Annotated in this window: 15 protein-coding genes and 1 pseudogene; 12 read left to right on the top strand and 4 right to left on the bottom strand. The window is 58.5% G+C overall.

Translation table 11 applies throughout. The features are described from left to right. Positions 1-13 precede the first annotated feature (13 nt). From AC1D10_RS32475 to AC1D10_RS32455, 5 genes are all read left to right on the top strand, one after another. On the top strand, positions 14-1,333 hold the full coding sequence (locus AC1D10_RS32475; RefSeq protein ID WP_477278919.1) for an aspartate aminotransferase family protein: 1,320 nt from the start codon (positions 14-16) through the stop codon (positions 1,331-1,333). Positions 1,334-1,395: 62 nt separating this feature from the next. Next, complete coding sequence (locus tag AC1D10_RS32470; protein ID WP_477278917.1) at positions 1,396-2,565, top strand: NAD(P)/FAD-dependent oxidoreductase; 1,170 nt, start codon at positions 1,396-1,398, stop codon at positions 2,563-2,565. 632 nt (positions 2,566-3,197) lie between these two features. Beyond that, positions 3,198-4,631 carry an amidohydrolase family protein gene (locus AC1D10_RS32465; protein ID WP_477278915.1) on the top strand — a complete coding sequence of 478 codons (1,434 nt, stop codon included), beginning with the start codon at positions 3,198-3,200 and terminating at the stop codon, positions 4,629-4,631. Further along, a complete protein-coding gene (locus AC1D10_RS32460; RefSeq protein ID WP_477278913.1) occupies positions 4,628-5,608 on the top strand; it encodes a CobW family GTP-binding protein in 981 nt (326 codons plus the stop codon). The genes AC1D10_RS32465 and AC1D10_RS32460 overlap by 4 nt, the downstream gene beginning before the upstream one ends. An 82-nt stretch (positions 5,609-5,690) precedes the next feature. After that, positions 5,691-6,857 (top strand): mandelate racemase/muconate lactonizing enzyme family protein, encoded by a 1,167-nt coding sequence (locus tag AC1D10_RS32455; protein ID WP_477278911.1) that lies wholly within the window; start codon positions 5,691-5,693, stop codon positions 6,855-6,857. A gap of 695 nt (positions 6,858-7,552) precedes the next feature. Here the strand turns inward: AC1D10_RS32455 and AC1D10_RS32450 are convergent. Then, a complete protein-coding gene (locus AC1D10_RS32450; RefSeq protein ID WP_477278909.1) occupies positions 7,553-8,392 on the bottom strand; it encodes an IclR family transcriptional regulator in 840 nt (279 codons plus the stop codon). A gap of 762 nt (positions 8,393-9,154) precedes the next feature. On the opposite strand from AC1D10_RS32450, the gene AC1D10_RS32445 reads away from it, so the two are divergent. The 4 genes from AC1D10_RS32445 (at position 9,155) to AC1D10_RS32430 (ending at position 14,752) form a co-directional block, all read left to right on the top strand. Continuing rightward, positions 9,155-10,111 (top strand): ABC transporter permease, encoded by a 957-nt coding sequence (locus AC1D10_RS32445; RefSeq protein ID WP_477278906.1) that lies wholly within the window; start codon positions 9,155-9,157, stop codon positions 10,109-10,111. Between the two features lie 13 nt (positions 10,112-10,124). Continuing rightward, a complete protein-coding gene (locus AC1D10_RS32440; protein ID WP_477278904.1) occupies positions 10,125-11,264 on the top strand; it encodes an ABC transporter permease in 1,140 nt (379 codons plus the stop codon). Beyond that, positions 11,261-12,892 (top strand): ABC transporter ATP-binding protein, encoded by a 1,632-nt coding sequence (locus AC1D10_RS32435; RefSeq protein WP_477278902.1) that lies wholly within the window; start codon positions 11,261-11,263, stop codon positions 12,890-12,892. Before AC1D10_RS32440 ends, AC1D10_RS32435 begins: the two co-directional genes overlap by 4 nt. A 285-nt stretch (positions 12,893-13,177) precedes the next feature. After that, positions 13,178-14,752: an ABC transporter substrate-binding protein gene (locus tag AC1D10_RS32430; protein WP_477278900.1), complete on the top strand. Its 1,575-nt coding sequence runs from the start codon at positions 13,178-13,180 to the stop codon at positions 14,750-14,752. 348 nt (positions 14,753-15,100) lie between these two features. Here AC1D10_RS32430 and AC1D10_RS32425 read toward each other — a convergent pair. Next, a pseudogene (locus AC1D10_RS32425) lies at positions 15,101-15,507 on the bottom strand (Tn3 family transposase); the annotation flags it as partial. Between the two features lie 331 nt (positions 15,508-15,838). Next, complete coding sequence (locus AC1D10_RS32420) at positions 15,839-16,234, bottom strand: hypothetical protein (RefSeq protein ID WP_477278898.1); 396 nt, start codon at positions 16,232-16,234, stop codon at positions 15,839-15,841. Between the two features lie 465 nt (positions 16,235-16,699). On the opposite strand from AC1D10_RS32420, the gene AC1D10_RS32415 reads away from it, so the two are divergent. Then, a complete protein-coding gene (locus tag AC1D10_RS32415) occupies positions 16,700-17,383 on the top strand; it encodes a transposase (RefSeq protein ID WP_477278896.1) in 684 nt (227 codons plus the stop codon). A gap of 38 nt (positions 17,384-17,421) precedes the next feature. Here AC1D10_RS32415 and AC1D10_RS32410 read toward each other — a convergent pair whose 3' ends face one another. After that, positions 17,422-18,615 (bottom strand): DUF1173 domain-containing protein, encoded by a 1,194-nt coding sequence (locus tag AC1D10_RS32410; protein WP_477279072.1) that lies wholly within the window; start codon positions 18,613-18,615, stop codon positions 17,422-17,424. 185 nt (positions 18,616-18,800) lie between these two features. Between AC1D10_RS32410 and AC1D10_RS32405 the strand changes: the two genes are divergently transcribed. Both AC1D10_RS32405 and AC1D10_RS32400 read left to right on the top strand, forming a co-directional pair. Further along, positions 18,801-23,360 (top strand): strawberry notch-like NTP hydrolase domain-containing protein, encoded by a 4,560-nt coding sequence (locus AC1D10_RS32405; protein WP_477278894.1) that lies wholly within the window; start codon positions 18,801-18,803, stop codon positions 23,358-23,360. Between the two features lie 12 nt (positions 23,361-23,372). Next, positions 23,373-24,428 carry a DUF7146 domain-containing protein gene (locus AC1D10_RS32400; protein WP_477278892.1) on the top strand — a complete coding sequence of 352 codons (1,056 nt, stop codon included), beginning with the start codon at positions 23,373-23,375 and terminating at the stop codon, positions 24,426-24,428. Positions 24,429-24,455 lie beyond the last annotated feature (27 nt).

Raw genomic sequence — 24,455 nt, 5'->3', positions numbered from 1 at the left:
CGAGTGAGAGACAATGCGCCACTATCCAGACTCCATGCCGAAGTCTCGCGAGATGTTCGAGCGGGCCATGCGGGTCATGCCGGGTGGAAACACCCGGACAACTGTTTTCATTGACCCTTTCCCCATCTACGCCGATCGCGGCGAAGGGCCTCGGGTTTGGGACGTCGACGGCAATGTTTACTATGATTGCATCAACAACTTCACCGCAATGATACACGGTTACGGTCATCCGGACGTGACTGCGGCGGTGATGGATCAATTGCCTCATGGTACGGCATTTGGTGCTCCGACCGAAAGCGAGCTTGATCTCGCAGAGCTGCTGGTCGAGCGCCTTCCTTCAGTCGAACAGATTCGATTTGCGAATTCGGGCACCGAAGCTGTGATGATGGCGATCAAGGCTGCGCGCGCTTTTACCGAGCGACCGAAAATCGTCAAGATCGAAGGAGCCTATCACGGGTCCTATGATTTCGCTGAAGTCAGCCTCGACAGTTCGCCCATGAACTGGGGCGACATGCCGGTGTCGACGGCGTACGCGAAAGGTACACCGAAGGGTATTCTAGAAGACGTCATTGCCGTCCCATTTAACAACATAGAAGCCCTTCGCGCTGTGTTCGACGCCCAGGGCGCTTCGATAGCGGGTGTGTTGATCGATCCGATGCCAAACCGTGCGGGCCTGATACCCGCTCGCAAGGACTACCTAGACGCTATAGTCGAGGTCGCCCACGCGGCCGGTTCTTTGGTTATATTCGATGAGGTTATCTCACTCCGTCTCGGGCTTTCCGGGGCGCAGGGCCTGTGGGACGTCAACCCGGACATTACTGCACTCGGCAAGATCATCGGGGGAGGCTTCCCAGTCGGTGCGGTCGGCGGGCGTGCAGAAGCCATGGCCGTTTTCGATCCAACGCGCGGCAAGCCTGCATTGCCGCACGGAGGCACTTTCACGGCGAACCCAGTTACGATGCGCGCTGGTCTCGCAGCAATGCGCGCGCTGACTCCAGCCAGCTTTTCGCATTTGGACGCAATCGGTAGCCTGATACGCGACGGCATCAATGCGTCTCTTAAGCGCCACAGCCTTACGGGGAAGTGCGTCGGCCTAGGGTCCCTGTTCAAGATCCATTTTACCCCGCTGCCAATTACGGACTATCGGTCGGTATATCCCGGCGTATCGGAACGCAAGAAGCTAGATCGGTTCCACAAGGGGCTGATTGATCGGGGTGTTCTGTCTGCAAGCTATGGGCTGTTCGCCCTCTCAACGCCCATGACGCACGATGACGCGCAAGAGATTCTGTCTGCCATCGATGGAGCAATCGCGGAAATCGCTACGCCAAAGTGATCAATCGCCTTAGGCACCGTATCGGACGGCGCCGACTAGTTCAGACTGAATTCGGACATCAAATGACAGTTTCTCCTCGTGTGGTCATTATCGGCGCTGGAACGCTCGGCATGTGCTCAGCGCACGCGCTGGCCGAGCAGGGCGCCCGCGTCACAGTCATTGATGCGCAGTCGATCGCATCGGGATCAAGCGGCCGCTCAGTGGGCGTCGTCGGTACCCAATTCACTGACCCATTCGAATTGCAGCTGCGGATGCATTCTGTGCAGCTTATCCGCGAATGGGAGAAGCGGCTTGGCTTGCATTTCAACCACATCGGATATCTGCGCCTGGCCAGGACGTCCTCTCAAATGGACCTCTTCGCCAAATCGACGGAGATACAGCGCGATGCTGGGTTCAGGTCGAGCCTTTACCAAGCCAACGAGCTTCAACAACTCATCCCGCATATCAGTTCGGAGGGCCTAGAAGGTGGGATCTTCGGACCCGATGACGGCTTTTTGGATCCCCACGAAATGTGCATGTTGCTGGCCGAGGAGGTGAAGAGGCTCGGTTCTGAAGTCAGACAGTATTGCAAGCTGCTCGGTGTATCACGGGCATGTGGCGGCTACAGGTTGGATACCAGCAAAGGCGCGCTGGAATGCGACTTTATCGTGAATGCAGCCGGCGCTTGGGCCCCCCGTGTTGGTGAGGTGCTTGGTCAAAAGTTGCACGTCCATCCCGAACGCCATGAGGCCCTGGCGATCCACCTAGACGAGCCGCTTTCATACACGATGCCAATGGTGATGGACCTGGTGAACGGGCAAGGTACGGGACTGAACTTCAGGCATGAAAAGGCGGGCGAGTTGATTGCGGAGATCCACAAGGCAAGTTCTCCACTGCCGGAAAATCCCGACAACTACAACGAACAGTGTGAGGAAGCATCCAAGGTGATGTTGGCCGAGTTGTTGCTTGAGCGACTACCGGATCTGCCTGACGCCAGGATTGGTCGAGGATGGGCGGGCCTTTATCCGGTGACGGCTGATCATCGCCCTTTTGTAGGGCCCGCTGACCCATCTGAGCACGGTTTGCTGACGGCCGCCGGTGCGGGAGGCTATGGAATTCAGCTGGCTCCGGTGATTGGTATGATTGTCGCGGACTGGGTCCTTCGGGGATCTCCGGTGTTACTGACGGAAGCGATCTCACTTTCGCCAACAGCAGAGCGCAATATGCCGATGCCGCATGTGGCTGCGGCGTGACAAGTGAAATGCAATGCAGAGGTCGAAGGAGGGCGCCTATCGCGCCAATCGATGCCGGACTTGCAACAGGTCAGGTGACTGTGTTTGGCGGAAGCTGCTGTCCTTAGGTCCCCGGTGCAAGCTGAAACGAGCAGCTCATGAGGGATAGAGTGCTATCTGCCTACCTGTTTCGCATGATTTCGAAGCTCCGAAGATCCGACTTCGGGGCTTCTGGAGCCACAAGTGGTTTGATCTCCAGTGATCGAGGGTGGCCCACCATCCGGGATGCTGCGATGCGTGCCTTATGGCGGACGCCGGGTGCCTTCTGAGACACTCCAGGCTGCCTGAAAACGATGTTTGGCCAAAGCATAGTAGGAATTGTCTCGGGCGGCCCATTGACTCCCGAATGCCGCAAACGTAAACCCGAAAATCAGATCATTAGTCCGAAAAACGGGGTAGCTCTAATGTCTAACACCATCCTTCCGCCGCCAGGCACTCCCGCAGGTGACGAAGAAATCGTTGTGATGACCGCCCGTGGAATGCCGTCACTTGCACCAGCGAGTGGTCGTGATCGCGGCGAAGGACCTTTCGCTCGGATGGTACTTCGGGGTGCCACACTCATTGATGGCACTGGGGCTCCTCCTATGGGGCCGATGGATATCGTTGTTGAGAACGGACGCATCACTCAGATCGTCAGTGTTGGCTTTCCGAAGTTGCCAATTGATCCGGCGCGCCGACCACCGGCCGGAGACTTCGAGATCGATTGCCACGGAAAATGGGTGACGCCAGGGTTCATCGACTCGCATGTTCATATCGGACACTTCCTGCACGCTGCAAACGGCGAGCAGGCCCCTGTGGAATATGTCTATAAGTTGTGGTTGGGGCATGGGATCACGACTGTACGCGATATGTGGTCAGCAAATGGACTTGGCTGGACCTTGCAGCAGAAGGCTGCATCCGACGCGAACAAAATCGTTGCGCCTCGGATCATGGCCTACGCAGGCTTCCCATCCAGCGATGAATTCCTCAACATTATCCATACGCCGGAGGCTGGACGAGATTGGCTCCGGGCGGTTGCGGAGCGCGGAGCTGATGGTATTAAGTTTTACGGCGCGTCACCTGCGATCTTCAAGGCTGCTCTTGAGGAGGCGAAGGCGCTTGGGCTGCGGTCGGGCTGCCACCATCCTCAGATGGCGCTGTCAAGGTTGAACGCCCTGACAACCGCAGGCTGGGGACTGACGAGCACGGAGCACTTCTATGGTGTTCCGGAGGCGATGTTCGAAAAGACCAGCATTCAGCCGTACCCAGCAGACTATGACTTCATGGACGAATATCTGCGCTATAACAGCAGCAGCCAGAACTTCATCCATGCTGCCGAGCCGGGCAGTGCGAAGTGGAATGAGACGCTGGATCGGTTCCTAGAGCTCGACCACACCTTCGTGCCGACGCTGGCTATCCTTGAGGCTAATCGAGATCTCATGCGCGCCAGAAGGGCGGACTGGCACGATCAATATACTCACAAGAACCTCTGGGACTTCTTCGAGCCGCAGCGCCAGAACCACGGATCATACTGGTTCCAGTGGTCGACGCGAAACGAAGTCGAGTGGAAAGAGCATTTCCGCCGTTGGTCCAAATTTGTGCATGACTATTCCAAGAAGGGCGGACGTGTTTGCCCGGCGAGTGATGCGGGCTTCCTCTATCACATCAACGGCTTCTGCTTCATTCGTGAACTTGAATGGTTCCAGGAGGCAGGGTTTCATCCTCTGGAAGTCATCCGCGCAGCCACCCATTCCGCTTCGGAGCTGATGGGCCTTGCTGATGAGATAGGCACAGTTGAAGTCGGCAAATGTGCCGATCTGCTCGTGCATCAGGAGAACCCTCTGGAAGATCTGAAGTACATGTATGGAACGGGCGCGCTTCGACTGAACGACGAGACGGGCAAGTCGGAATGGCGCCGCGGCCTCCAGTACACCATACGCAATGGCGTCGTGTACGATACGGCCGAGCTGCTGGCAGACGTGCGCGAGATCGTGGCGAAGAGCTGGGAAGGCTCGAACATCGATCTCTCCCTTGGGCAGAGGCAATGATGAAACCAGACGGTCAGCATTCCGTCCCGCAAGTTTTTCTTCTGACCGGATTTCTCGGGAGTGGAAAGACGTCTCTGATCCTCGACCATCTGAAAGATCCGCTCACAAAGAATACGGGCGTGATTGTAAATGAAGTTGGTCAGATTGATGTTGACGGTGCGCTGATTTCAACTGGGCGCAATGGCCTGCCGATGGCGTCCTTGGACAACGGTTGTGTCTGCTGTTCCATCAACAGTGACCTTCCGAACGCCATCATGACCCTGATGTCCGAGCGTGGAGCCGCGGGCAGTCAACCCTTAGATCGGATCATCATAGAGGCGAGCGGCTTGTCCAAGCCGTCTCCTATCTTGAGGTCTCTATTGGGCATCGGAATGCCTCTTAGAACGACAGTTCTGGCGACGTTCGACAGCGAACGGGGGATAGATACAAGTGAGAGCTTTGAAGAGTCGGTCGCGCAGCTAGCGGCGGCGCAGACGATCGTTCTAACCAAGGCTGATCGGGTAAAGGCTCCCGCCTTGAAAAAGGCGATTGCTTCCGCTGCCTACCTCAATCCGCTTGCAACTGTGATTGACCAGCGTGAGCGGACCGAAAGAGCGCGGCTAGCATTTGCCCGTCTTCAGAAGCCCCTTCGATCAAGTTTCCCGGTGGTTGCGCGCCGAGCGCCGGCAAACTTCAATCACACACGAATCCAGGTGTTTCTCCTCAAATTCGAGGATGTTGAATGGGAGCAGTTGAGTGAATGGATCGAGAATTTCGTAGGTTTCTGCGGTGACCGTCTGCTGAGGACGAAAGGTTTCGTTCGAGTGGGCGGACGGCGAGTTCTTATTCAAGGGGTCGGCGGCACGTTTGACCCTCCTGGTATTGTCGACGGTCGGTTGGACCGGGAAGACGGTCTCGTGGTCATTGCCCGCGATCTGGATCGGCAGGATTTGTCAAAGATTGATCCGCCCCTCAAGTTTGAAGTTAGTGGAGCTTAGCCCGCCGGGGGGTCGAAAAGTTCCGCCGCTAAACCCACATGCGAAAAGGCCGAAGGCTGGTTCGAAGAAATTTGGACATCAGATGAAAATCACGAAGCTGCGCGTCACACCTGTCAATATTCCGCTTGAAAAGCCGCTTTGGTGGACAGGTGGGCACTATCCAGGCACCTCCAAGGCAATCGTCGAAGTTGAAACGGATGAGGGGTTGATCGGCCTGGGGGAATCGCCTTCGGTGGAAGTCGTTCGGACGATCGAAGCAATGGGTGAGAGGCTGGTCGGTCAGGATCCGCTCGACATTGCAGCCTGCGAGGCAAAAACCCTGCCGCCCTGGCAGATCGTTCAGAATACCGACGACAGTTCGGTAGTGAAGGCATTCGGCGCAATCGAGATCGCCCTGTGGGACCTGCGCGGCAAGGTGTCTGGAGAACCTCTTTACAAGCTTCTGGGTGGCGCGGTTCGCAAAGAAATTCCGTTCACTGAGTATTTTGGCTTCCGGGATGGCGGCGAGATGTCGGCGGACGATGTCGCCGACTACTGCCTGCTTATGCGAGAACAACACGGGTCGACAATGTTCGAGGGGAAGCTAATTCGCGGCGATCCCGAGCTTGAAATTGAGACGGTCAAGGCACTCCGCACCGCGCTCGGTCCGCGTGATATGATCCGCTTGGACAGCAATATGCAGTGGTCTGTGCCGACGGCGATTCACGTTCTGCGAGAGATCGAGCCCTTCAACGTCAGAAACTACGAAGATCCTGTGGCTACGTTCGAAGAGATGGCTATGCTGCGAAAGCATTCGGCTATCCCGTTCTCCAGCCACATACCCGATATCCGTCATGCTGTTCGTGCCGGCGTGCCTGACTTCATCGTCACGAATTTCGCTGTGCTGGGAGGCATCAACCGTGCTGTCAGGTTCATAGGGGCCTGTGAAGCAATGGGGGTCGGGTTCTGGTGCTATTCCGGCGATGCCGGCGTCGCCACGGCTGCCTATCTCCATATGTCAGCGGCGATGCCGTGGATTACTGAACCGTCTCAGTCGCTCTTTCGTTGGCAGATCGGCGACGTGATCGAAAACGGCCCTTTCCGGCAGAAAAACAACGTGGTTGCCGTGCCTGAGGGACCGGGTCTTGGCGTAACGCTGAACCGCGATGCGCTCGCGTTCTGGAACAACCACTTGGTAGAACACGGACCGCTGGACCACTTCTTCGACCCCGCCAAACCCGCACGCTTAAGAAGATTGCCACTCGCCTAACTTGAGGCCGCGGCGCAGCCATGGCGGACAGCCCGAGTCATACACATTTTTGAAAAAGTACGAGAATGCACACGAGGTCCCTCAAAGACGGCCTCTTCGATGTCCGCCTCGACGGCCAAACCAGCGATGCGGCTGCCATCTTTCCGAACTGGGCGCCACACGATCGGTTTGGCATTGTCGTTCATGAGCCGTGGGGTAGCGTCGGGCAAGCCTAACGTTACTCTGCTGCTTACGATGTGCCCTCGCCGGTTCGAGAGGGACGTAGATCTGCCCGACCCTTCTTGAATCCAGGATGGGATGACCCTATCGGCTGATATTGTTCAGCAGCCAGTCAGCTTGAGGGTCAACGCCTTCTGGAAACGAAGTCTCATGGGGAAAATACGCAGCGTTGCCTCGACCATTCATGAAGTCGTTGGCGACGCACCGATGCAGTCAATCACCGGCCTGGCGAAGTTGGCCTCGGCAAGCGGTGCTGGATAGAGCCAGGAGGCCAAATGGAGTGACACCTTTCAAAAGACGCAGGTTCACGTTGTTCGACCGCTTTGCTGCGCTCGTGGTTCCTTAATCAGGCTGCGATCAGCGCCTTTCGAGCGGGGGGATTTTAGAGTTCCTAATCGGCGCGCGTGAACCGGCGGCAAGCGATACGGCGCCGGTGCCGTCAAACTGGGGCCAAGGTATCCCTGGCTATCGCATGCCTACGTCTTCGATCGTCCGTTCGGTGCAAACACGCTGGCGAATTCCGCAGCCGTTTGCCGCAACTTATCGACCAATAAAGGCACCGGCTGCCCTGCCATTCTCTCGGCAGGACCCGTCATTCCTACTGCATAGATGGGTGGTTGCCCTTCAGACAGGATAATTGGACAAGCGATGGTGAATAGCCCGCGCACTTGCTCGCCATCTTCCACCGCGTAGCCCTGCTGCCGGATCTTCTGGTATTCCTGCAAAAGCTGCGTCCTGTCGGTGATGGTACGTTGAGTGAGACCTTTCAGTTCAGTTTGTAGAATGGCGTCTCTCAGACTTGGCTCTTGCATGGCGGTCAAAAGCTTACCAGTTGCGGTGGCATTCGGAGGCAATATGTATCCAGGAGTTACGTAGACCCCGACACTTGCATCGGGAGATTCCATCACGACCGAACGAATTGTTACGCCGTAGAGTCGCGCAATGAAGCAGGTCTCCCCACTTTCCTCGGCCAATGTCTTAAGCAGGCGCTTACTGGCGAGTTCAATCCAACGCGTATCTGCCTGAAGGATATGCGCGAACCGACTACCGAGCGAAAATGCCCCTCTGCGTCTGCCCGGCTCTAAAAGATCGCTCGAAGTCAGAGCCAGAAGAATCCGGTTTATGGTTGTTTTCGGCAAGCCCAACATAGTTTCAAGCTCGCGCGTCGTTAGACCGTCCGGGGAACTCACCACGGTCTCCAACACAGAAACGTAACGCTCCAAAGGTCCGGATTTCGGCTCGCTGGTCTTGCTTATGGGCAAAAGGATCGCTTCCCTCGGTCGATGCTGGACGACACTACACGACTGCCGGGCCACCTGAAAAGTCGGCCATTCCAGCCTTTAGCCACTTGTTTGGATTTAATCCAGTGTGAAACTAGGCGGCTCGTGTTCGGTATGCATAACGGATTCACACCCTTGGAGTTTCCACCACACTCTATACCTTGCAGCTTGCTCCAAGCGAAGGCAGAAAGTTTCCAGTATCGCGAAATCTGCCGCACCCAATAATCGAGTATCTCGTAACAATACCTGCGATGCGAGCTTCTAACGAGTTGACATAGTACCGCAATATATTGCAGTATGCGACCGAAAGACTGGATTCGACGAGAAAACAGACTTAAGCTTCGTCGAATAAAATCGACTTTGACCACGAATGATATCCTCGTGAGGTCGCGGTACACGCAATCCGAGTCGGCTTGACTCCTGAGCGATCGCGGCCCTATACCAAAAAATGGGAAAGAATCCCGAAAAATGGGGAAATAGAGAGTCGAAAGAGGTTACGTTGGCTGTCGAACTCGAAGCTTGGCCGCACGCCTTCTTCTAAGAAGGTTCACACAATTCCTTCTGTCAGTTGAGCGAGGCACACAGAGCTCCGATCCTGCTTCAAGCATTTTGATGTTGGCGCGCAAGGCGACCTCCGTCGGCCACGGGCATCACTAGTGAGCGCATCCGATCGTCCCGGGAGACGGGCTAGAGACGGTTCTGGTGGTGCCTTGGAATACTCTTACGGGCCTCGTGCAGTCGGCGTGCCATTTCGCGAGAGACCGTCCCCTATGAGTTTGGAATAGACTGGCTGAGAGTATGAAAAAGCTTATAAGATTGATAGTAAGTCGGATCGCGTTTGGCGCCGCCACGCTATTCATCATTTCCCTCATTCTGTTTGTTGGCGTGGAAATGCTGCCTGGCGATGCAGCTCACTCCATTCTGGGTAAAGATGCGACCCCCGACAATGTCGCCACGTTGAGGGAGGAGCTTGGGCTAAACCTCCCGCCCACGGAGCGGTACCTCAATTGGCTCGCCGGAGTATTGAAGGGTGATCTTGGCAAGTCTGTAGTGACACAGCGAGAAATTTCGGCCCTGATCGGGCCTCGGATTTGGAACACATTATTTCTAGGCGGGTTCGCAGCGGCAATCGCTGTTCCGCTTGCGCTCGGGTTCGGGATATTGGCTGCGACTTATCGGGATTCAGTGTTCGACCGAACTATCAATTTTACAGCGTCCATATCGATTTCGCTTCCAGAGTTTTTTCTCTGCTACCTTTTGATACTCATATTCAGCGCCCAGTTGGGATTGTTTCCGGGTATCTCGAACGTTCATGCCGACCTGACTTTCGGTGAACGTCTCTATCGTACCGCTCTTCCCGCCCTTGCTCTGACGCTCGGTGTGTTCGCGTACATGATGCGGATGACGCGTGCGGCAATTGTTAATCTTTTGGCACAGCCATACATCCAGATGGCACGCCTAAAAGGAGCCGCTCCCTCAAGTGTGATTGTTCGGCACGCACTTCCCAATGCCTTCGCTCCTATCATCAATGTCGTTGCCCTGAGCCTCGCCTATCTCGTGGTTGGGGTTGTGGTTGTTGAAGTCATTTTTGTTTATCCGGGGGTAGGGCAGCTTCTCGTAGACTCGGTCTCTCGGAGAGATGTTCCGGTAGTACAAGCATGCAGCATGTTCTTCGCTTTAATTTATGTGTCGCTGAACCTCATAGCCGACGTTCTAACGATACTAGCAAACCCCCGTCTTCTGCATCCGCGTTGAATCGAGAGACGTCATGACAGACTTTGCGACATATCGCAGGATCACGCTATGTCTTTTGATATGCTTGACCGGATCGATTTTTCTGGTGTTGGCGTCGGCCGCTTCGTCGCAAGGCAATTGGAGCGCTATCGTTCTTGCATTGGCCGGGATGACCGGCCTGTGTGCGCTACTTCTGAGACGGCCCCACAGCGGAGCCGATCATCTGTGCATCGTTCTTGTCTCAGTCGCTTATGGCGCCGCTGTTGTAATCGCGCATGAACGCTTTCTGGCGTATCCAGGGGCCGCATTGGCTGGGTTGTTTGCCGTCCAGGCAGTGACGTTGCTCGGCTCCACGCAAGCGCATCGCCTGAAACTCGCCCCGGTTCCTGCCCTGATCGGGATCTCGTTGCTGGCAGCATACATTCTTGTTGCGGTGCTAGCGCCCATTCTGGCTCCTTTTCCGGAGGCTCAGATCGTAGGGCCGAAGTACGCTCCAAGAGGAGCAGAGTTCCTGCTGGGGACGGACAATCTCGGCCGCGACATGCTCAGTCGACTAATCTACGCCACAAGGAACACGATCGCGATCTCGTTGCTGGCGACCATCCTCGGCTTTGTCGTGGGCACAGCTACAGGCTTACTCGCAGCGACGATCGGGGGGTGGGTTGAAGGTGCACTCGGGCGTTTTGTCGACATAGCGATGGCAATACCTCAACTCATATTTGCGCTGCTCGTACTCACACTCACTGGTACCTCGATCACCGCGCTGATCTTCGTAATCGGATTCGTCGATTCCACTCGCGTATTTCGCCTCGTTCGATCGGTGTCATCCAGCGTGCTAGCGCTAGATTTTGTAGAGGCTGCGCGGTTACGGGGTGAAGGCTATTTTTGGATAATGCGACGAGAGGTTTTACCTAACGTCGTTGCGCCACTCCTAGCCGAATTTGGCATGCGATTTTGCTATGTGGTCCTTTTCATCAGTAGCTTGTCGTTCCTGGGCTTAGGGATCCAACCTCCTGCCGCAGACTGGGGTAGTATGGTTCGCGAAAATGCCGGGCTCATTAGCTACGGAGAAATCGCTCCGCTTCTGCCTGCAGCAGCCATCGCGCTGTGTGCGATTGCCGTCAACCTGACAGTTGACTGGTTTCTTTATCAAGCAAGTGGACTGAAATCGTGACCGACAAAAGTGCAACTGAAAGTCCATTGCTGCAGATCAAGGGACTCACCGTGGAGGTACGAAGTGGCCAGCAATGGCGCCCCGTCCTCAATGACGTGAATCTGACGTTACAGCGTGGTGAGGTCCTTGGTCTTATCGGCGAATCCGGAGCTGGAAAATCGACAATCGGCCTAGCTTCGCTTGGCTATGCGAGAGATGGGAGCCGTTTTGCAGGCGGTTCCATCCTATTTGATGGCGAGGAATTGGTGGGGGCGTCCGAGCGAAAATTGCGCGCTCTTCGTGGTTCACGTGTTGCGTATGTAGCCCAAAGCGCCTCAGCATCGTTCAACCCAGCTTGGAACCTTTTCAGCCAGTATTCCGAAATCCCCGTCAAACGCGGCCTTAGGACGAAGGGCCAGGCCAAAGCCGACGCCCAAACCATGTTCAGGACGCTGCTTCTCCCCAATCCTAATGAAATTGGCTTTCGCTATCCTCACCAAGTGTCGGGTGGTCAGCTTCAGCGCGCAATGATCGCCATGGCAATGGCGTGTCAGCCCGAGTTGATCGTATTCGATGAACCGACTACTGCGCTGGATGTGACCACACAAGTGGAAGTTCTCGCTGCAATAAAGATAATTGTGGAGCGCTTTGGTACAGCGGCGCTTTATATTACGCACGATCTTGCGGTTGTAACTCAGGTTGCGGATCGCATTATTGTGTTGAGAAGTGGCGCAAAGGTAGAAGAGGGCGAGACTCGGCAGATAATCGACGCTCCGCGCGAACCTTACACAAAAGCGCTATTCGGTCGGAAGGTGGAGCATCGGCCGTCGACACCTTCCACCGGTGAACCTCTTTTGCGTGTCGAGAACGTCTGCGCTGCCTATGCACAAGGGCCGAACATACTTGAGAATGTCTCGCTCGAAGTTGGACGCCAACAGACGGTCGCAGTTGTCGGCGAATCGGGGAGCGGAAAGAGTTCGCTCGCACGAGCGATTACAGGTCTTTTGACACCGTCCAAAGGCACTATCAGGCTTGATGGGAAGCTGCTGTCTGGCCAACTGCATAAGCGATCGCGCGCCGACTTGAAGCGTATCCAGATGATCTACCAGTCGCCCGACACCGCGCTCAACCCGCGGCAGCAAATAAGCGAGGTGTTGGGTCGGCCCCTTGAATTCTACCGAGGAATCCGAGGCAAATCACAAGAAAAACACGTTGCAAATCTCCTGGAAATGATCGATCTGAACGAGGGATTTGCAACTCGTTTTCCCGGTGACCTATCTGGCGGCGAGAAGCAGCGAGTTTGCATTGCCCGGGCATTGGCAGCAGAGCCTGGGCTGATAATCTGCGACGAGGTGACATCCGCACTCGATCAACTGGTCGCACACGAAATATTGAGTCTGCTTCGGCGTTTGCAACAAGAGCTCTCGACGTCCTTTCTATTCATCACTCACGATTTGGCTACGGTAAAAGCAATCGCTGACGAAATTGTCGTCATGCGGAACGGCGTAGTTGTGGACAGCGGGCCGCGTGACGCGGTCCTCGCGCCACCTCTGCACCCCTATACCGATCTTCTTCTGTCGTCCGAACCCAAACTGGATCCCAGTTGGCTGACGCAGTTGCTCGCCCGCCGCGCAGACATAGCGATATAGCGAGCACTTTAGCTCCTCAAACTTAGCTTTCGAACTTCGGACCGAACGACTGTTTTTCGGTTCGAGAAGTATCGTCTGGCGCCGGGACGTCAGTCCATCCAGGACGATGACGCAACCCATTTGGGTAGGTGCTGCGATCAAGCCCCCGCGCTGTTGTCCGCTCTCCGAATGGACCGACATTGACATTCCAATGCATTTGAGGTTGAGTATCGAAAAAAGGGACATTGTCCCGAAAAACGGAACTCGGTCGATCGTCGATCGTGATGGTGGGAACTGGAGGTTGCAATGGAATTTCTGCGTCAGCTTGGGGCGGACGGGCGGCTGGATCGCCGGTCATTTTTGAAGGGCGCTTCGGCACTAGGGATCGCGTCTGTCTTGTCGATACCGGGTGCCAGCCGAGCATTTGCCCAGGAGGCGAAAAACGGTGGGCACTTCCGCGTGGCGACCTACGGCGGTTCCACGACAGATTCATACGATCCGAGCAAATATACGGGGAGCCTGCGTAAGGTATCATTCGCCGTTTGCAACTATCTTATGGAAATCGATAGCAAGGGCGAAGCGGTCCCTGAACTTGCCGAAAGTGTTGAGACACTAGACGGAGGAACGCGGTTCGTCATCAAACTCCGTAAAGGTATCGAGTTTCACAACGGGAAATCATTTTCGGCCGAAGACGTGATATCTTCGTATAACCATCATCGGGGAGAGAAATCTACGTCGGCTGTGAAAGGTCTCATGGCGCAGGTGTCCGATATTAAGGCTGACGGTTCAAATACTGTGATCCTCACGCTTTCAGCGCCAAACGCCGACTTTCCCCCGATCCTAGCGGACTATCACTTACCGATCTTCGCGGCTGATGGCGACAGCATTGACACCAGTAAGATGGTAGGAACAGGCGGTTATACGATCTCCTCGTTCGACCCTGGCGTGCGTGCAACGCTGGAACGCAATCCCAAGTTCTGGCGTGAGGATCGGGGCCACTTCGACACAGCAGAGGTTCTTTGGATTGAAGATGTGGTGGCGAGGACTAATGCGCTCACCTCAGGTGAGGTGGACGCCATTGAAAGTGTCGATGTTAGCACCGCACAGATGCTTGCGGGACGAGGAGGAGTTAAACTTCTGGAGGTAACAGGTAGGCAGTACAACTCTATTCTTATGTTCACGGATGTCGCACCTTTCAATGATAAGAACGTCAGGCTGGCACTAAAGTACGCGATCGACCGTGAGGCCATCGTAAAGACCGTGCTAAATGGTTACGGCAAGGTCGGGAATGACAATCCGATCACCCCAGCTTATCGCTTTTACAACGACCGGCTGGAGCAGCGGGTTTACGACCCGGAGAAAGCAAAATTCCTGCTCAAGAAGGCTGGTCACGAAAGCATCAATGTTCAGCTCTCGACGGCTGATGCAGCCTTTACCGGCGCCGTCGATACCGCCGTTTTGTTCAAGGATAACGCTTCGAAAGCGGGGATCAATATTGACGTTAAGCGTGAGCCGAACGACGGGTATTGGGAAAGTGTCTGGCAGAAGAAGCCGTTCGTGATGGGCTACATGGGCGGCCGAGCGACCGCTGATTGGATGTTCTCAACATCATTTGCATCTGATGCGCCTTGGAATGATACGCATTGGCAGAACGAACGCTTCAATTTCCTTCTGAAGGAGGCCAGAAAGGAAGTTGATGTGCCAAAGCGGCAGGAGATGTACTTTGAGATGCAAAAGATCGTGAACGAAGACGGTGGCACAATTGTGCACTCGCTCCCCAGCATCGTCGATGCGGCATCTGACAAAGTTCAGCATGGTACGCTAGCGGGCAATCTGCCGCTCGATGGCGACAGGTGCATTGAGCGCTGGTGGTTTGCTTGATCTAGCGTAGGACTCATTGGAGGCCCGGCATGTGCCGGGCCTCCAATGGCAGAAGCGCCGCGATGCCGATGCCGCCGTCGTCTCGAAGGACGAGCACCCGCGCGCCTGCACGACAATCAAATCATAGAACTGTGTGCCCGGCTCAGCCTGACGCCCGGACAGTCCGACGTCATCAAGCTAAATGAACTTTTTTGCCTCCCAAGGCATCGCCGTGCTCCGCGCCCCTCGAAGTCAATGGGGACGCGGAACACGTAAATCCCACTGACGGGGTGATCGCCCCTTGGCGATCCGGTCGGCATTTCGGGCGTCGTATATCCTGGCCACAGGCGCGCCGCGACGCCAGCCGATGCGCATCCGAAGCAACCGGTGCCGTCCAACTTCCCGATCGAGAACCTCCAATGCTTTTCGGCCATAATCGTTCGCGGACTGCAGGGCTGTGATCGGCCAGTAGCATGCGTAGCGCTTTGGCGGTATCCGGCCCGCAGTGTGCCGCTGCTTCTTGCGGTTATTGGCTTGCGAGAACCGCCGGCCTATCAACTTGACGAACATCGACACTGCATCGTCAGCGAGGTTCTGGCCGAGCTGATAATCTGCGCCACGATCAGCGCGTGTCGACGGTTGGCATTGAAGTCGTTGGCCAGCCATGCTGGTGTGGCGTTGCCCTTACGGATCATCTGATCCCACCGTCCAGATGATATACGCATCTTCATCTGCAATTTCGGATCGATTTCTAGCTTGCGCAGGAATGCCCACCTGCTTCCGAAGGGGCTTAACCCTGTTGTGAATGTAAGCTGTCGCAATCCGCCTATAGCGAGCTAGGGTGGCCGGCAGCCCTGTCGCGTCCAAAAAAATTCCGTGCCGGCGACCGACATTGTTCGATCAGTGCGTCGCCGCCGGCCTGCGCATTTTCACGCTATTGGGGCCAGCATCGATGAGGGTGCATGTAGCAAGCGAGCCACGTATCGGGTCCAAACACCGACTCGGATGATCCTGGTCGCCTGACCACGGTGGGTATTGCCCATAGCAAGGCCGTGTGGCCCATTGGCTCGACGCTGTGATGGACCAGTCAGCGCCCAAAACTTCGGATCAGGACCTCCTGCGCGGGATGTATCCGGCATTGCGCAACTCGCCGATGAAGAGGCTGGCCGGGCCGGCGATACTCGTTCTGGCCTGCATGGGCAGCGGCAGAGTGGCCCAGTCCTCCAAGGGAGCGATAAAGCTGGAGAAAGTGCCATTGACCATGAAATGGCTGATGGCCGAGCCCTGCTTGTCCAGCGCAAGAATGCCTGTCTGGCTGCTTGGATATCGGACGGCGGCGATCCGCTGCATTTCCAAGTCGCCATCGATGCGCAAATCAAAAATCAGGACGCCGTGGCTTCTGATGGCAATTTCTGCGACTTTTTCTGTGAAGCCAAGAGGAAGCGCACGAACGCTTTCCACCGCCATCCCGAAAACAATCGCGTCCAGCTCATCCGCCGCCATGAGAAGATTTGCTCCCAAGAAAATCAGGATTGCAATCGATGCAGTGGGTTGTGCACAGTCATCGGATGCGGACGGCTGTTAGTCCATTGTACGTTTGCCCGGCGCAACGGGTGATGGCGTAGGCGGCGCTCGATGCGGGGAGGGGCTCTTCACCGAACCTGGAGCATGCGAGCCTCATCAGCGTGTCGAAATTTGTCAGCTGCCGGTGGATCGAGCGAAGTGGTGCCTATGGATGGCGCGCATGGATACGGTCTGAAGGTCGCGTCAAATGAGACCTCGGCGCGCAATAGCCTGCTTGCGTCCCCGTGATCGAGCAGTCCCCGAGGTCAGTGAGACCTCGCTTGCTCGTAGCTGGCCTTCTCGGATAAAGCTCGGCAAGAGCGATAAGATGCCTAGGCGCAGGATACTCGCTGACGCAACACAGCGACTTGGCCTGCAAGTCGTCCTCACATCAAGGAACAGACTATGAAGCGCCAGATCCGGCCATTTATCGTGGAAGTAAAACAGAAGCGCGACCTGCAAAAGCCAAGCCATTCGATCTGGGGCGATCTTGACCTGTCCAAAATTGCCACTGAGATGACACAGCCGGACTATGCTGCTCAGCTGCCAAATTCGCAGGTCATTGACTTCAGTATAAGATCCCTTGATGCTGAAGAAGGAGATGAACCACAAGCGGAGTATATGATGGCCGATATTCAGGACGCTCAGACTGTTCAGACGACAGTTGCCCCAGCCAAAGTGGAAGTGCCTGAATCGAAGAAGAAAGTTCGGCGAGCAAAGAAAGCGAAAGCAGAGCTCGTCAAGCCGGCCCGCAAGAATGGAGCGAAACCTGCGCCCGCGGCCGCAGAAGCTCCCGTGGCAGCGAAGACCGCCCGCAAGACATATTCCGAAAAGGAACGCGCCCAGAAGCTTGCCCAGATCGAGAAATCGATCGCTGCCGGCGCGACCAGCAAGATTGCAGTCGGCCAGGCCGGCATATCGGAGCAGACCTACTATTATTGGAAGAGGGCTGCCGCACCTTCTTCAGACAGCGGCGATCTTCGCGATCTTGTCGCGCTCGAAGAAGAAAACAAGCGCCTCAAGAGCCTGCTTGCCGAGCGTCTGCGCAAGGAAAATGCCGAGCTCAAGAAGAAGCTGGGCTTGGCCTAAGGCATCGTGAGCATCGCTGGAAAATCGCCCAACGACGCTCAAAGGGGTAGCGGTGGCATATCGCCTTCGCCGACCCGCCACACCCAGGAGCCGATCTCCGGTCGCGCGGCGATCATTTCGTCGAGCGACGCTTCGTAGTTTTCCTCCGCTCCGGCCGGAACGACAAAGAGCGCGATCGGCTCGTCCCTGTTCTGAAGCAACGCATTGGCGATCGGCTGGTCGGGTTGCAGGTCAAAGCGCAATCCCTTCACGCTCTTCTCGCGAAGGCGGGCGAGCCCATCGACGAGCCTTTTCTCCGGGACCGTCTCGTAGGGAATCCAGTTCTCGGAGACCACCATCAACGCGACCTCCTCGACAATGGCGAGGCCGGCCGGGTTCAGTCCGAACGTCGCGATCGTCATGAGATGCGAGCTGGAATCCGCTGCCCACAGGGATAATTCTTTTTCAAAACGCGCCTGCAAGCGGCGATGCAATGCATCGTCGATGATGAAGGGAAAACCGGGCAAATGCCTGATGACGATTTTCTGACCGGAGCGGGCAGGAACAATCTCTTTCACCTCACCGACCAGGACAAGCAACTTTCGTGGACCGGATTTCGGCGGGTGCGCCGTGCCGAGAACCGCGTTGCGACGCTGCTCGATGGCTTGCTTGTTCTCGGCGCGAAATGGCTCGGGCACGAACAGGATATCCGCGAGCCGTCCGCCCCTCACTGTCATTTGCCCGGCAGCCTCGAGCAGATGCCAGCGGACATTCCACCAATGTCGCTTGCCGGCCCACCTCGATGTCCAAACCGTCAATTCGGCCTCGTGCCAGAGATAATGAAGCAGGCCACGCAGCGACATCCGCCTGGGATCGGCCGTTACGCTGGCGGAACTTTGCCCGGCAGGCACGGACGGCGCCCGGCTCCCCGTCTTCGACAGGCTGAAGTCCAACTTGAGGGCCGCCATGCCGCTTTGCGGATCGAGTTGTATCGCGCTGCCCATCAAGGCGCCCAGGCCGGACAGTTCGTAAGGCGATTCATATGAATCACAGGATGGATCATGCCCGCCGCCGCTAAGCGGCATGCGCTTGATCAGGTGAAGGTCGCCGATGCGAGCGATGTACATCGGGCAGCCCGGCTCGCGGCACAGGCACAGCGGACGCTCGGTGCGGGCATAGGCGCTCGCAAGCGCCGCCTGCAGGTCAGGCGCTGCCTCCTCGTAGACCGCACTGCCAATTCTGAACCGTCGCATCACCTCCACAGCTCCAGGTCGCCGCCGCATCCCTGTGCGCGCATTCAAGTCATGGCTTTGCGCAGAGCGCAACCCCTTTGGTGCATCGGCGCCAGAGGCAGAGGGGAGCCGGGAGGAGTGTGGCCCGGCTGGCGCGCTGAGAGTGTGGGCGCGGGCGCCTCTCCCCTCTCGCGAAGGACATTTCCATGAACATTGTTTCGACCACACCGGCCGTTGCCCAGACTGCTGCTCCCCTCGACGCGCCGACGCCGGCCTCCATCAACAACGCTCAAGCGATCTATCAAGCGGCAATGCTGCTTCTGCCTTTCCTCGAGCAGGGCGAGCCTGTCACCACCGCCGCACTGCGCACCGCCATGATGACCAGTTTTGGCGGCAGCGATGCGCAAGGGTTCTGGGTTTGGAAGGACGCCTATGAGGCGCTCGAAGTCGCCCAGGTGCTGTTCTTGCGCCGGTTCGGCCCTGCGATCCTGTCCCGGTCCACCTCGCCGCAGGCAACGCTGGCGATGATCAAGCGCATCGTCGGACTTCTTCCCACCCACACGCGACGGTCCGACGAGAGCCAGGCCATGCAGCAGCTCTCCACGCCACTGCCGCTGGCCTTCGTCACGGCGCACGCCGCGGCGATCGCATCTTGCGACCTGGTTCTCGAACCCTCGGCCGGCACCGGTCTGCTCGCCGTCCACGCCGAGTTGGCGCGCGCCTCGATCGCCCTCAATGAGCTTGGAGCGACGCGGGCCGATCTCCTCGGCCTGCTGTTTCCACGGTTTTCCGTCTCGCGGCAGGACGCCGCCCATATCGATGATCATCTCGACGCGGCCATCGAGCCGTCCGTCGTGCTGATGAATCCACCGTTCAGCGTCGGCGCCTATGTCGACGGCCACGTCACTGACGCGGCATGGCGGCATCTCTCTTCCGCATTCGCACGCCTGCGCGCCGGCGGGCGCCTAGTCGCCATCACCGGCACCGGGCTGTCTCCGGAACACCCCAAATGGCGGCCCGCCTTCGAACGGCTGCAGGAGCAGGGAACCGTCATCTTCACCGCGGCGATCGACGGCGGGGTCTATGCCCGCCATGGGACAACGGCCGAGACCCGCCTGACAATTATCGACAAGGTACCGGCCACCGATCCGAAAAGCTTCATCCGGTCACCCGGCAAGGCCAAGGATGTCGAAACGCTGCTCGCCTGGATCACGGCTCTGCCGCCCCGGCTACCGGGCGGCTTTCCGGACTCGATCGGCGCGGTGTCCAACGTCATCCCGCGCAATGCCGCCATGCACATGGCTGCCCGATCGGGGACAAGAGCCGCACCCCTAACAATCTCAACTTTTGCTCCGAAGGCCATCCAATCGGTCCGTCCGATTGCGCGGTCGAAACCCGCCCGCCAGGTCAAGGCAAACAGCACGCCGGCGGTCCCCCTGGCCTATGAGCTACGCGACTGGATGCCGGAGGACGGCGGCCGGCTCACCGACACGATTTACGAACCCTACGCGCTTCAGTCGATCGACATTCCCCGCGCAAAACCGCATCCGACGCCGCTCGTGCAGTCGGCCGCAATGGCCGCCGTCGCGCCACCAAAACCTTCCTATCGGCCACTTCTGCATGATGCGATCATCGACGAGGGCCTGCTGTCGGACGCCCAGCTAGAAAGCGTCATCTATGCTGGCGAAGCCCATTGCGGCCATCTCGCCGGCACCTGGACGGTTGACGAGACCTGCGATGTCGTCTCGGCCGCGCCAGAAGGGGCTGCGAACGCTGTCCGCTTCCGCCGTGGATGGTTTTTGGGCGACGGAACCGGCTGCGGCAAGGGACGGCAAGTCGCCGGCATCATCCTTGACAACTGGCTGCAGGGCCGCCGCCGTGCGATCTGGATTTCCAAGTCGGACAAGCTACTGGAAGATGCCCAGCGCGATTGGGCGGCACTTGGTCAGGAAAAACTTCTCGTCCAGCCGCTGTCGCGCTATCGGCAGGGCACGCCGATCCGCCTTGCCGAGGGCATCCTGTTCACAACCTACGCGACGCTGCGCTCGCAGGAACGGGAAGGCAAGAAATCCCGGATTGCCCAGATCCTCGACTGGGTGGGCCAAGAGGCGGGGAGGGCCGGAGGCCCGACAGGGAACGGAGAAGAGTCGGCAGGGAGGGCCGAAAGCCAGACAGGAATTGGAGAAAACCCGTCGGCGGCGAAAAAATCGTTCGATGGCGTCATCGTCTTCGACGAGGCCCACGCCATGGCCAACGCCGCTGGCGGCAAAAGCGAGCGTGGCGACGTCGCCCCGTCGCAGCAGGGAAGGGCGGGACTGCGGCTGCAGCACGCCCTTCCCGATGCCCGCATCGTCTATGTCTCGGCAACCGGGGCCACGGCGGTCGAGAACCTCGCCTATGCGCAGCGTCTCGGCATCTGGGGCAGCGAGGATTTTCCCTTCGCCAACCGCGCCGAATTCGTCGCCGCGATCGAGGATGGCGGTGTCGCGGCGATGGAAGTGCTCGCCCGCGATCTCAAATCGCTCGGCCTCTATGCGGCGCGTTCGCTCTCTTATGACGGGGTTGAATACGACCTGCTCGAGCATGCGCTGAGCGACGAACAGATCCGCATCTACAACGCCTATGCCGATGCATTCCAGGTCATTCACAACAACCTGACTGCCGCACTCGAGGCGACCAACATCACCAGGGAGGCCGGCACGCTGAACCGCGACGCAAAATCGGCGGCGCGTTCAGCCTTCGAGAGCACCAAGCAGCGCTTCTTCAGCCATCTCATCACCTCAATGATGACGCCGACCCTGATCGGCGCGATAGAGCAGGACCGCGCCGACGGTCATTCGGCGGTCGTGCAGATCGTCTCGACCGGCGAGGCGCTGATGGAACGACGCCTTGCCGAAATCCCCACCGAGGAATGGTCGGACCTGCATGTCGACGTCACGCCGCGCGAGTACGTCGGCGGCTACTTGATGCACTCCTTCCCAACCCAATTGTTCGAGGAATATTCGGACGCGGAAGGGAACGTCTATTCGCGGCCTGTCCACGACGAAGATGGCAATCCGGTTCAATGCCGGGAGGCCGTTCGCCGGCGCGACGAGATGGTCGAAAAACTCGCATCGCTGCCGCCGGTCGGCAGCGCGCTCGACCAGATCATCCACCACTTTGGCACCGACACCGTCGCCGAGGTGACCGGCCGGTCGCGCCGCATCGTGAAGAAGACCGGCCGCGACGGCATCGACCGGCTGGCCGTGGAAAACCGCCCGGCCTCGGCGAATCTCGCCGAGACCCAGAGTTTTATGGATGACGACAAGAGCGTTCTGATTTTTTCCGACGCCGGCGGCACGGGCCGCTCGTACCACGCCGATCTCGGGGTCAGGAACCAGAGGCTGCGCAAGCACTATCTGCTTGAGGCCGGCTGGCGCGCCGACAACGCCATCCAGGGTCTCGGGCGGACCCACCGCACAAATCAGAAGCAACCGCCGCTGTTTCGGCCCATGGCCGCGAACGTGAAAGCCGGCAAGCGCTTCCTGTCGACGATCGCACGACGGCTCGACACGCTAGGTGCGATCACGCGCGGCCAGCGCCAGACCGGCGGAGCAGGGTTGTTCCGCGCCGAGGACAATCTCGAAAGCCCCTACGCGCGGGCCGCACTTCGCCAATTTTACCTGCTGCTGCATCAGGGCAGGATCGAAGGTTGTTCGCTCACCACCTTCGAAACCGTGACCGGGCTGTCGCTGACGACCGACGAGGGCGGGCTGCTCGACGAACTGCCGCCGATCACGACCTGGCTCAATCGCCTGCTGGCGTTGCGGATCGAGACCCAAAACCTGCTGTTCGAAGTATTCGAACAACTGATGGCGGCCAAGATCGAAGGCGCCATCGCCGCCGGCAACTACGATAGGGGACTGGAGACGATCACGGCGGAGAGTATCGTCGTCACCGATCGCCGCACCGTCTACGCGCACCCAGTCTCGGGCGCGCAGTCGCATGTGCTGACCGTCGCACGCAAGGATCGGATTCGGCCGCGCAGCCTCGTCGACGCGCTGGCCATCGTCCGGGCGGAACCGCAATCGGTTCTGTTGGTCAACACGCGGTCGAACCGTGCGGCGATACAGCTGCCGACAGCGAGCCTGATGCTCGACGACGGCGCGATAGAGCAGCGAGTGCGCCTGCTGCGGCCGACGGACGAACTGCGCTTCGGTCTCGATGCCCTTGCCGAGACCCACTGGCAGCCGGCCGACCGAAAATTGTTCTGCGACCTATGGCAGGAAGAAGTCGCCGCCGTCCCGGAGTTCACCACCARCACCTTTCACATCGTGACGGGTCTGATGTTGCCGATCTGGCGTCGGCTGCCGGACCATGATTGCCAGGTCTACCGGATCCAGACCGATGCCGGCGAACGCATCATCGGGCGTCACATCGCGCCGACCCTTGTCGCGACCATGTTGCGCAATCTAGGGCTCGATCATGTGCCGGCGCTCGTCCCGCAAGATGCCTGGACCGGGCTCGTGGAAGGCAGGATCGGACTGCAACTCGCCGATGGCCTGATCCTGCGCCGCAGTCGGGTCATGAACGACCACCGTATCGAGCTGGTCGGCTTTACCGACGCTTTTGTTCCCCGGCTGAAGGCGCTGGGGCTGATCTCCGAAATCATCTCATGGAAGCTCCGACTGTTCATCCCGACGAGCGAGAAAGGGCCGTTCATCCTCGCCGCGCTGCTCGACCGCCACACACTGGTCGGCGTCACCGACCGCGCGGCAGCGGCGTGAGGGGAGACGATCATGACCGTCTCGGCCTCCGAGCTGGCGCGCCGCCTTGGCGAGCATGCCGAGGCGGTGTGCCGCGAATATCTCTCCAATGGCCATCGCTCCGGCAACTACTGGATGATCGGCGATGTCCGCAATACGCGCGGCCGCTCCATGCATGTGCGGCTCAAAGCGGTGGGCGGCAAGGCAGCCGGAAAGTGGGTCGACGAGTCGTCGGGGGAACATGGCGACCTGCTCGACGTCATCGAGCAGTGTTGTGGTCTGGTCGACTTCCGCGAGGTCGCGGATGAAGCACGTCGCTTCCTCTCCATGCCGCTGCCACCGCCCCAGCCCGCGCTCCAGCCCCTTGGCGCGCAGCGCCAGCCTGCCGCGGCACGCGGCTCCCCCGACGCGGCGCGTCGCCTGTTCGCCATGTCGCAGCCGATCGCCGGCACGCTGGCCGAACGATACCTCGCCGGCCGCGGCATTCTGCTCTCCGCGCATGAGCGTGCCCTGCGCTTCCATCCCGGCTGCTACTACCGGGATTTCGTGACCGGCGAGACGCAGACGCTCCCTGCCCTGATTGCCGCTGTCACCAGCTTCGACGGGCAGATCACCGGCCTGCAACGCACCTGGCTTGATCCCTCGGGTCAGGGCAAGGCGCAACTCGCCGATCCACGCCGCTCACTGGGTCATCTCCTGGCCAACGCCATCTGGCTTGGCCTTGAGCCCGATGCGCTCGCCCCGGTCATGGCCGCCGGCGAGGGCCTCGAGACGATGGCGTCGCTCCGGACGGTGATGCCGGCGCTGCCGGTCGCAGCCGCCACCTCGGCCAATCACCTCGCCGGCCTGATCTTCCCGCCTGGCTGCCGTCGCCTCTACATCGCGGCCGATGCCGACGCAGCCGGCCGGCGCGGCATCGAGCGTCTCAGCCAGCGAGCCGGCGAAGCCGGAATCCTCGCCCTGGTGTTGCGGCCGAAGCTTGGCGATTTCAACGACGACCTGCGTCATCTCAGGCCCGCCCGTCTCGCGGCGTGGCTCAGCGATCAGCTCGTCCCGAAGGATACCCGTCTCTTCCTGCCGCCCGGATGAACGCGTCGGGCCGGCACGCGGGCCGGC

The sequence above is a fragment of the Mesorhizobium sp. P2_A8 genome (assembly GCF_056404935.1).
The sequence above is the reverse complement of the archived record's forward strand: the minus strand, read 5'-3'. Positions and strand labels throughout refer to the sequence as shown.

What these genes read in the sequence shown, in the direction of transcription:
- AC1D10_RS32400 (WP_477278892.1), top strand. Translation starts at nt 23,373, where the DNA reads ATGACCGTCTCGGCCTCCGAGCTGGCGCGCCGCCTTGGCGAGCATGCC.
- AC1D10_RS32470 (WP_477278917.1), top strand. Translation starts at nt 1,396, where the DNA reads ATGACAGTTTCTCCTCGTGTGGTCATTATCGGCGCTGGAACGCTCGGC.
- AC1D10_RS32465 (WP_477278915.1), top strand. Translation starts at nt 3,198, where the DNA reads ATGGATATCGTTGTTGAGAACGGACGCATCACTCAGATCGTCAGTGTT.
- AC1D10_RS32460 (WP_477278913.1), top strand. Translation starts at nt 4,628, where the DNA reads ATGATGAAACCAGACGGTCAGCATTCCGTCCCGCAAGTTTTTCTTCTG.
- AC1D10_RS32420 (WP_477278898.1), bottom strand. Translation starts at nt 16,234, where the DNA reads ATGGCGGCGGATGAGCTGGACGCGATTGTTTTCGGGATGGCGGTGGAA.
- AC1D10_RS32455 (WP_477278911.1), top strand. Translation starts at nt 5,691, where the DNA reads ATGAAAATCACGAAGCTGCGCGTCACACCTGTCAATATTCCGCTTGAA.
- AC1D10_RS32410 (WP_477279072.1), bottom strand. Translation starts at nt 18,615, where the DNA reads ATGCGACGGTTCAGAATTGGCAGTGCGGTCTACGAGGAGGCAGCGCCT.
- AC1D10_RS32440 (WP_477278904.1), top strand. Translation starts at nt 10,125, where the DNA reads ATGACAGACTTTGCGACATATCGCAGGATCACGCTATGTCTTTTGATA.
- AC1D10_RS32475 (WP_477278919.1), top strand. Translation starts at nt 14, where the DNA reads ATGCGCCACTATCCAGACTCCATGCCGAAGTCTCGCGAGATGTTCGAG.
- AC1D10_RS32430 (WP_477278900.1), top strand. Translation starts at nt 13,178, where the DNA reads ATGGAATTTCTGCGTCAGCTTGGGGCGGACGGGCGGCTGGATCGCCGG.
- AC1D10_RS32445 (WP_477278906.1), top strand. Translation starts at nt 9,155, where the DNA reads ATGAAAAAGCTTATAAGATTGATAGTAAGTCGGATCGCGTTTGGCGCC.
- AC1D10_RS32415 (WP_477278896.1), top strand. Translation starts at nt 16,700, where the DNA reads ATGAAGCGCCAGATCCGGCCATTTATCGTGGAAGTAAAACAGAAGCGC.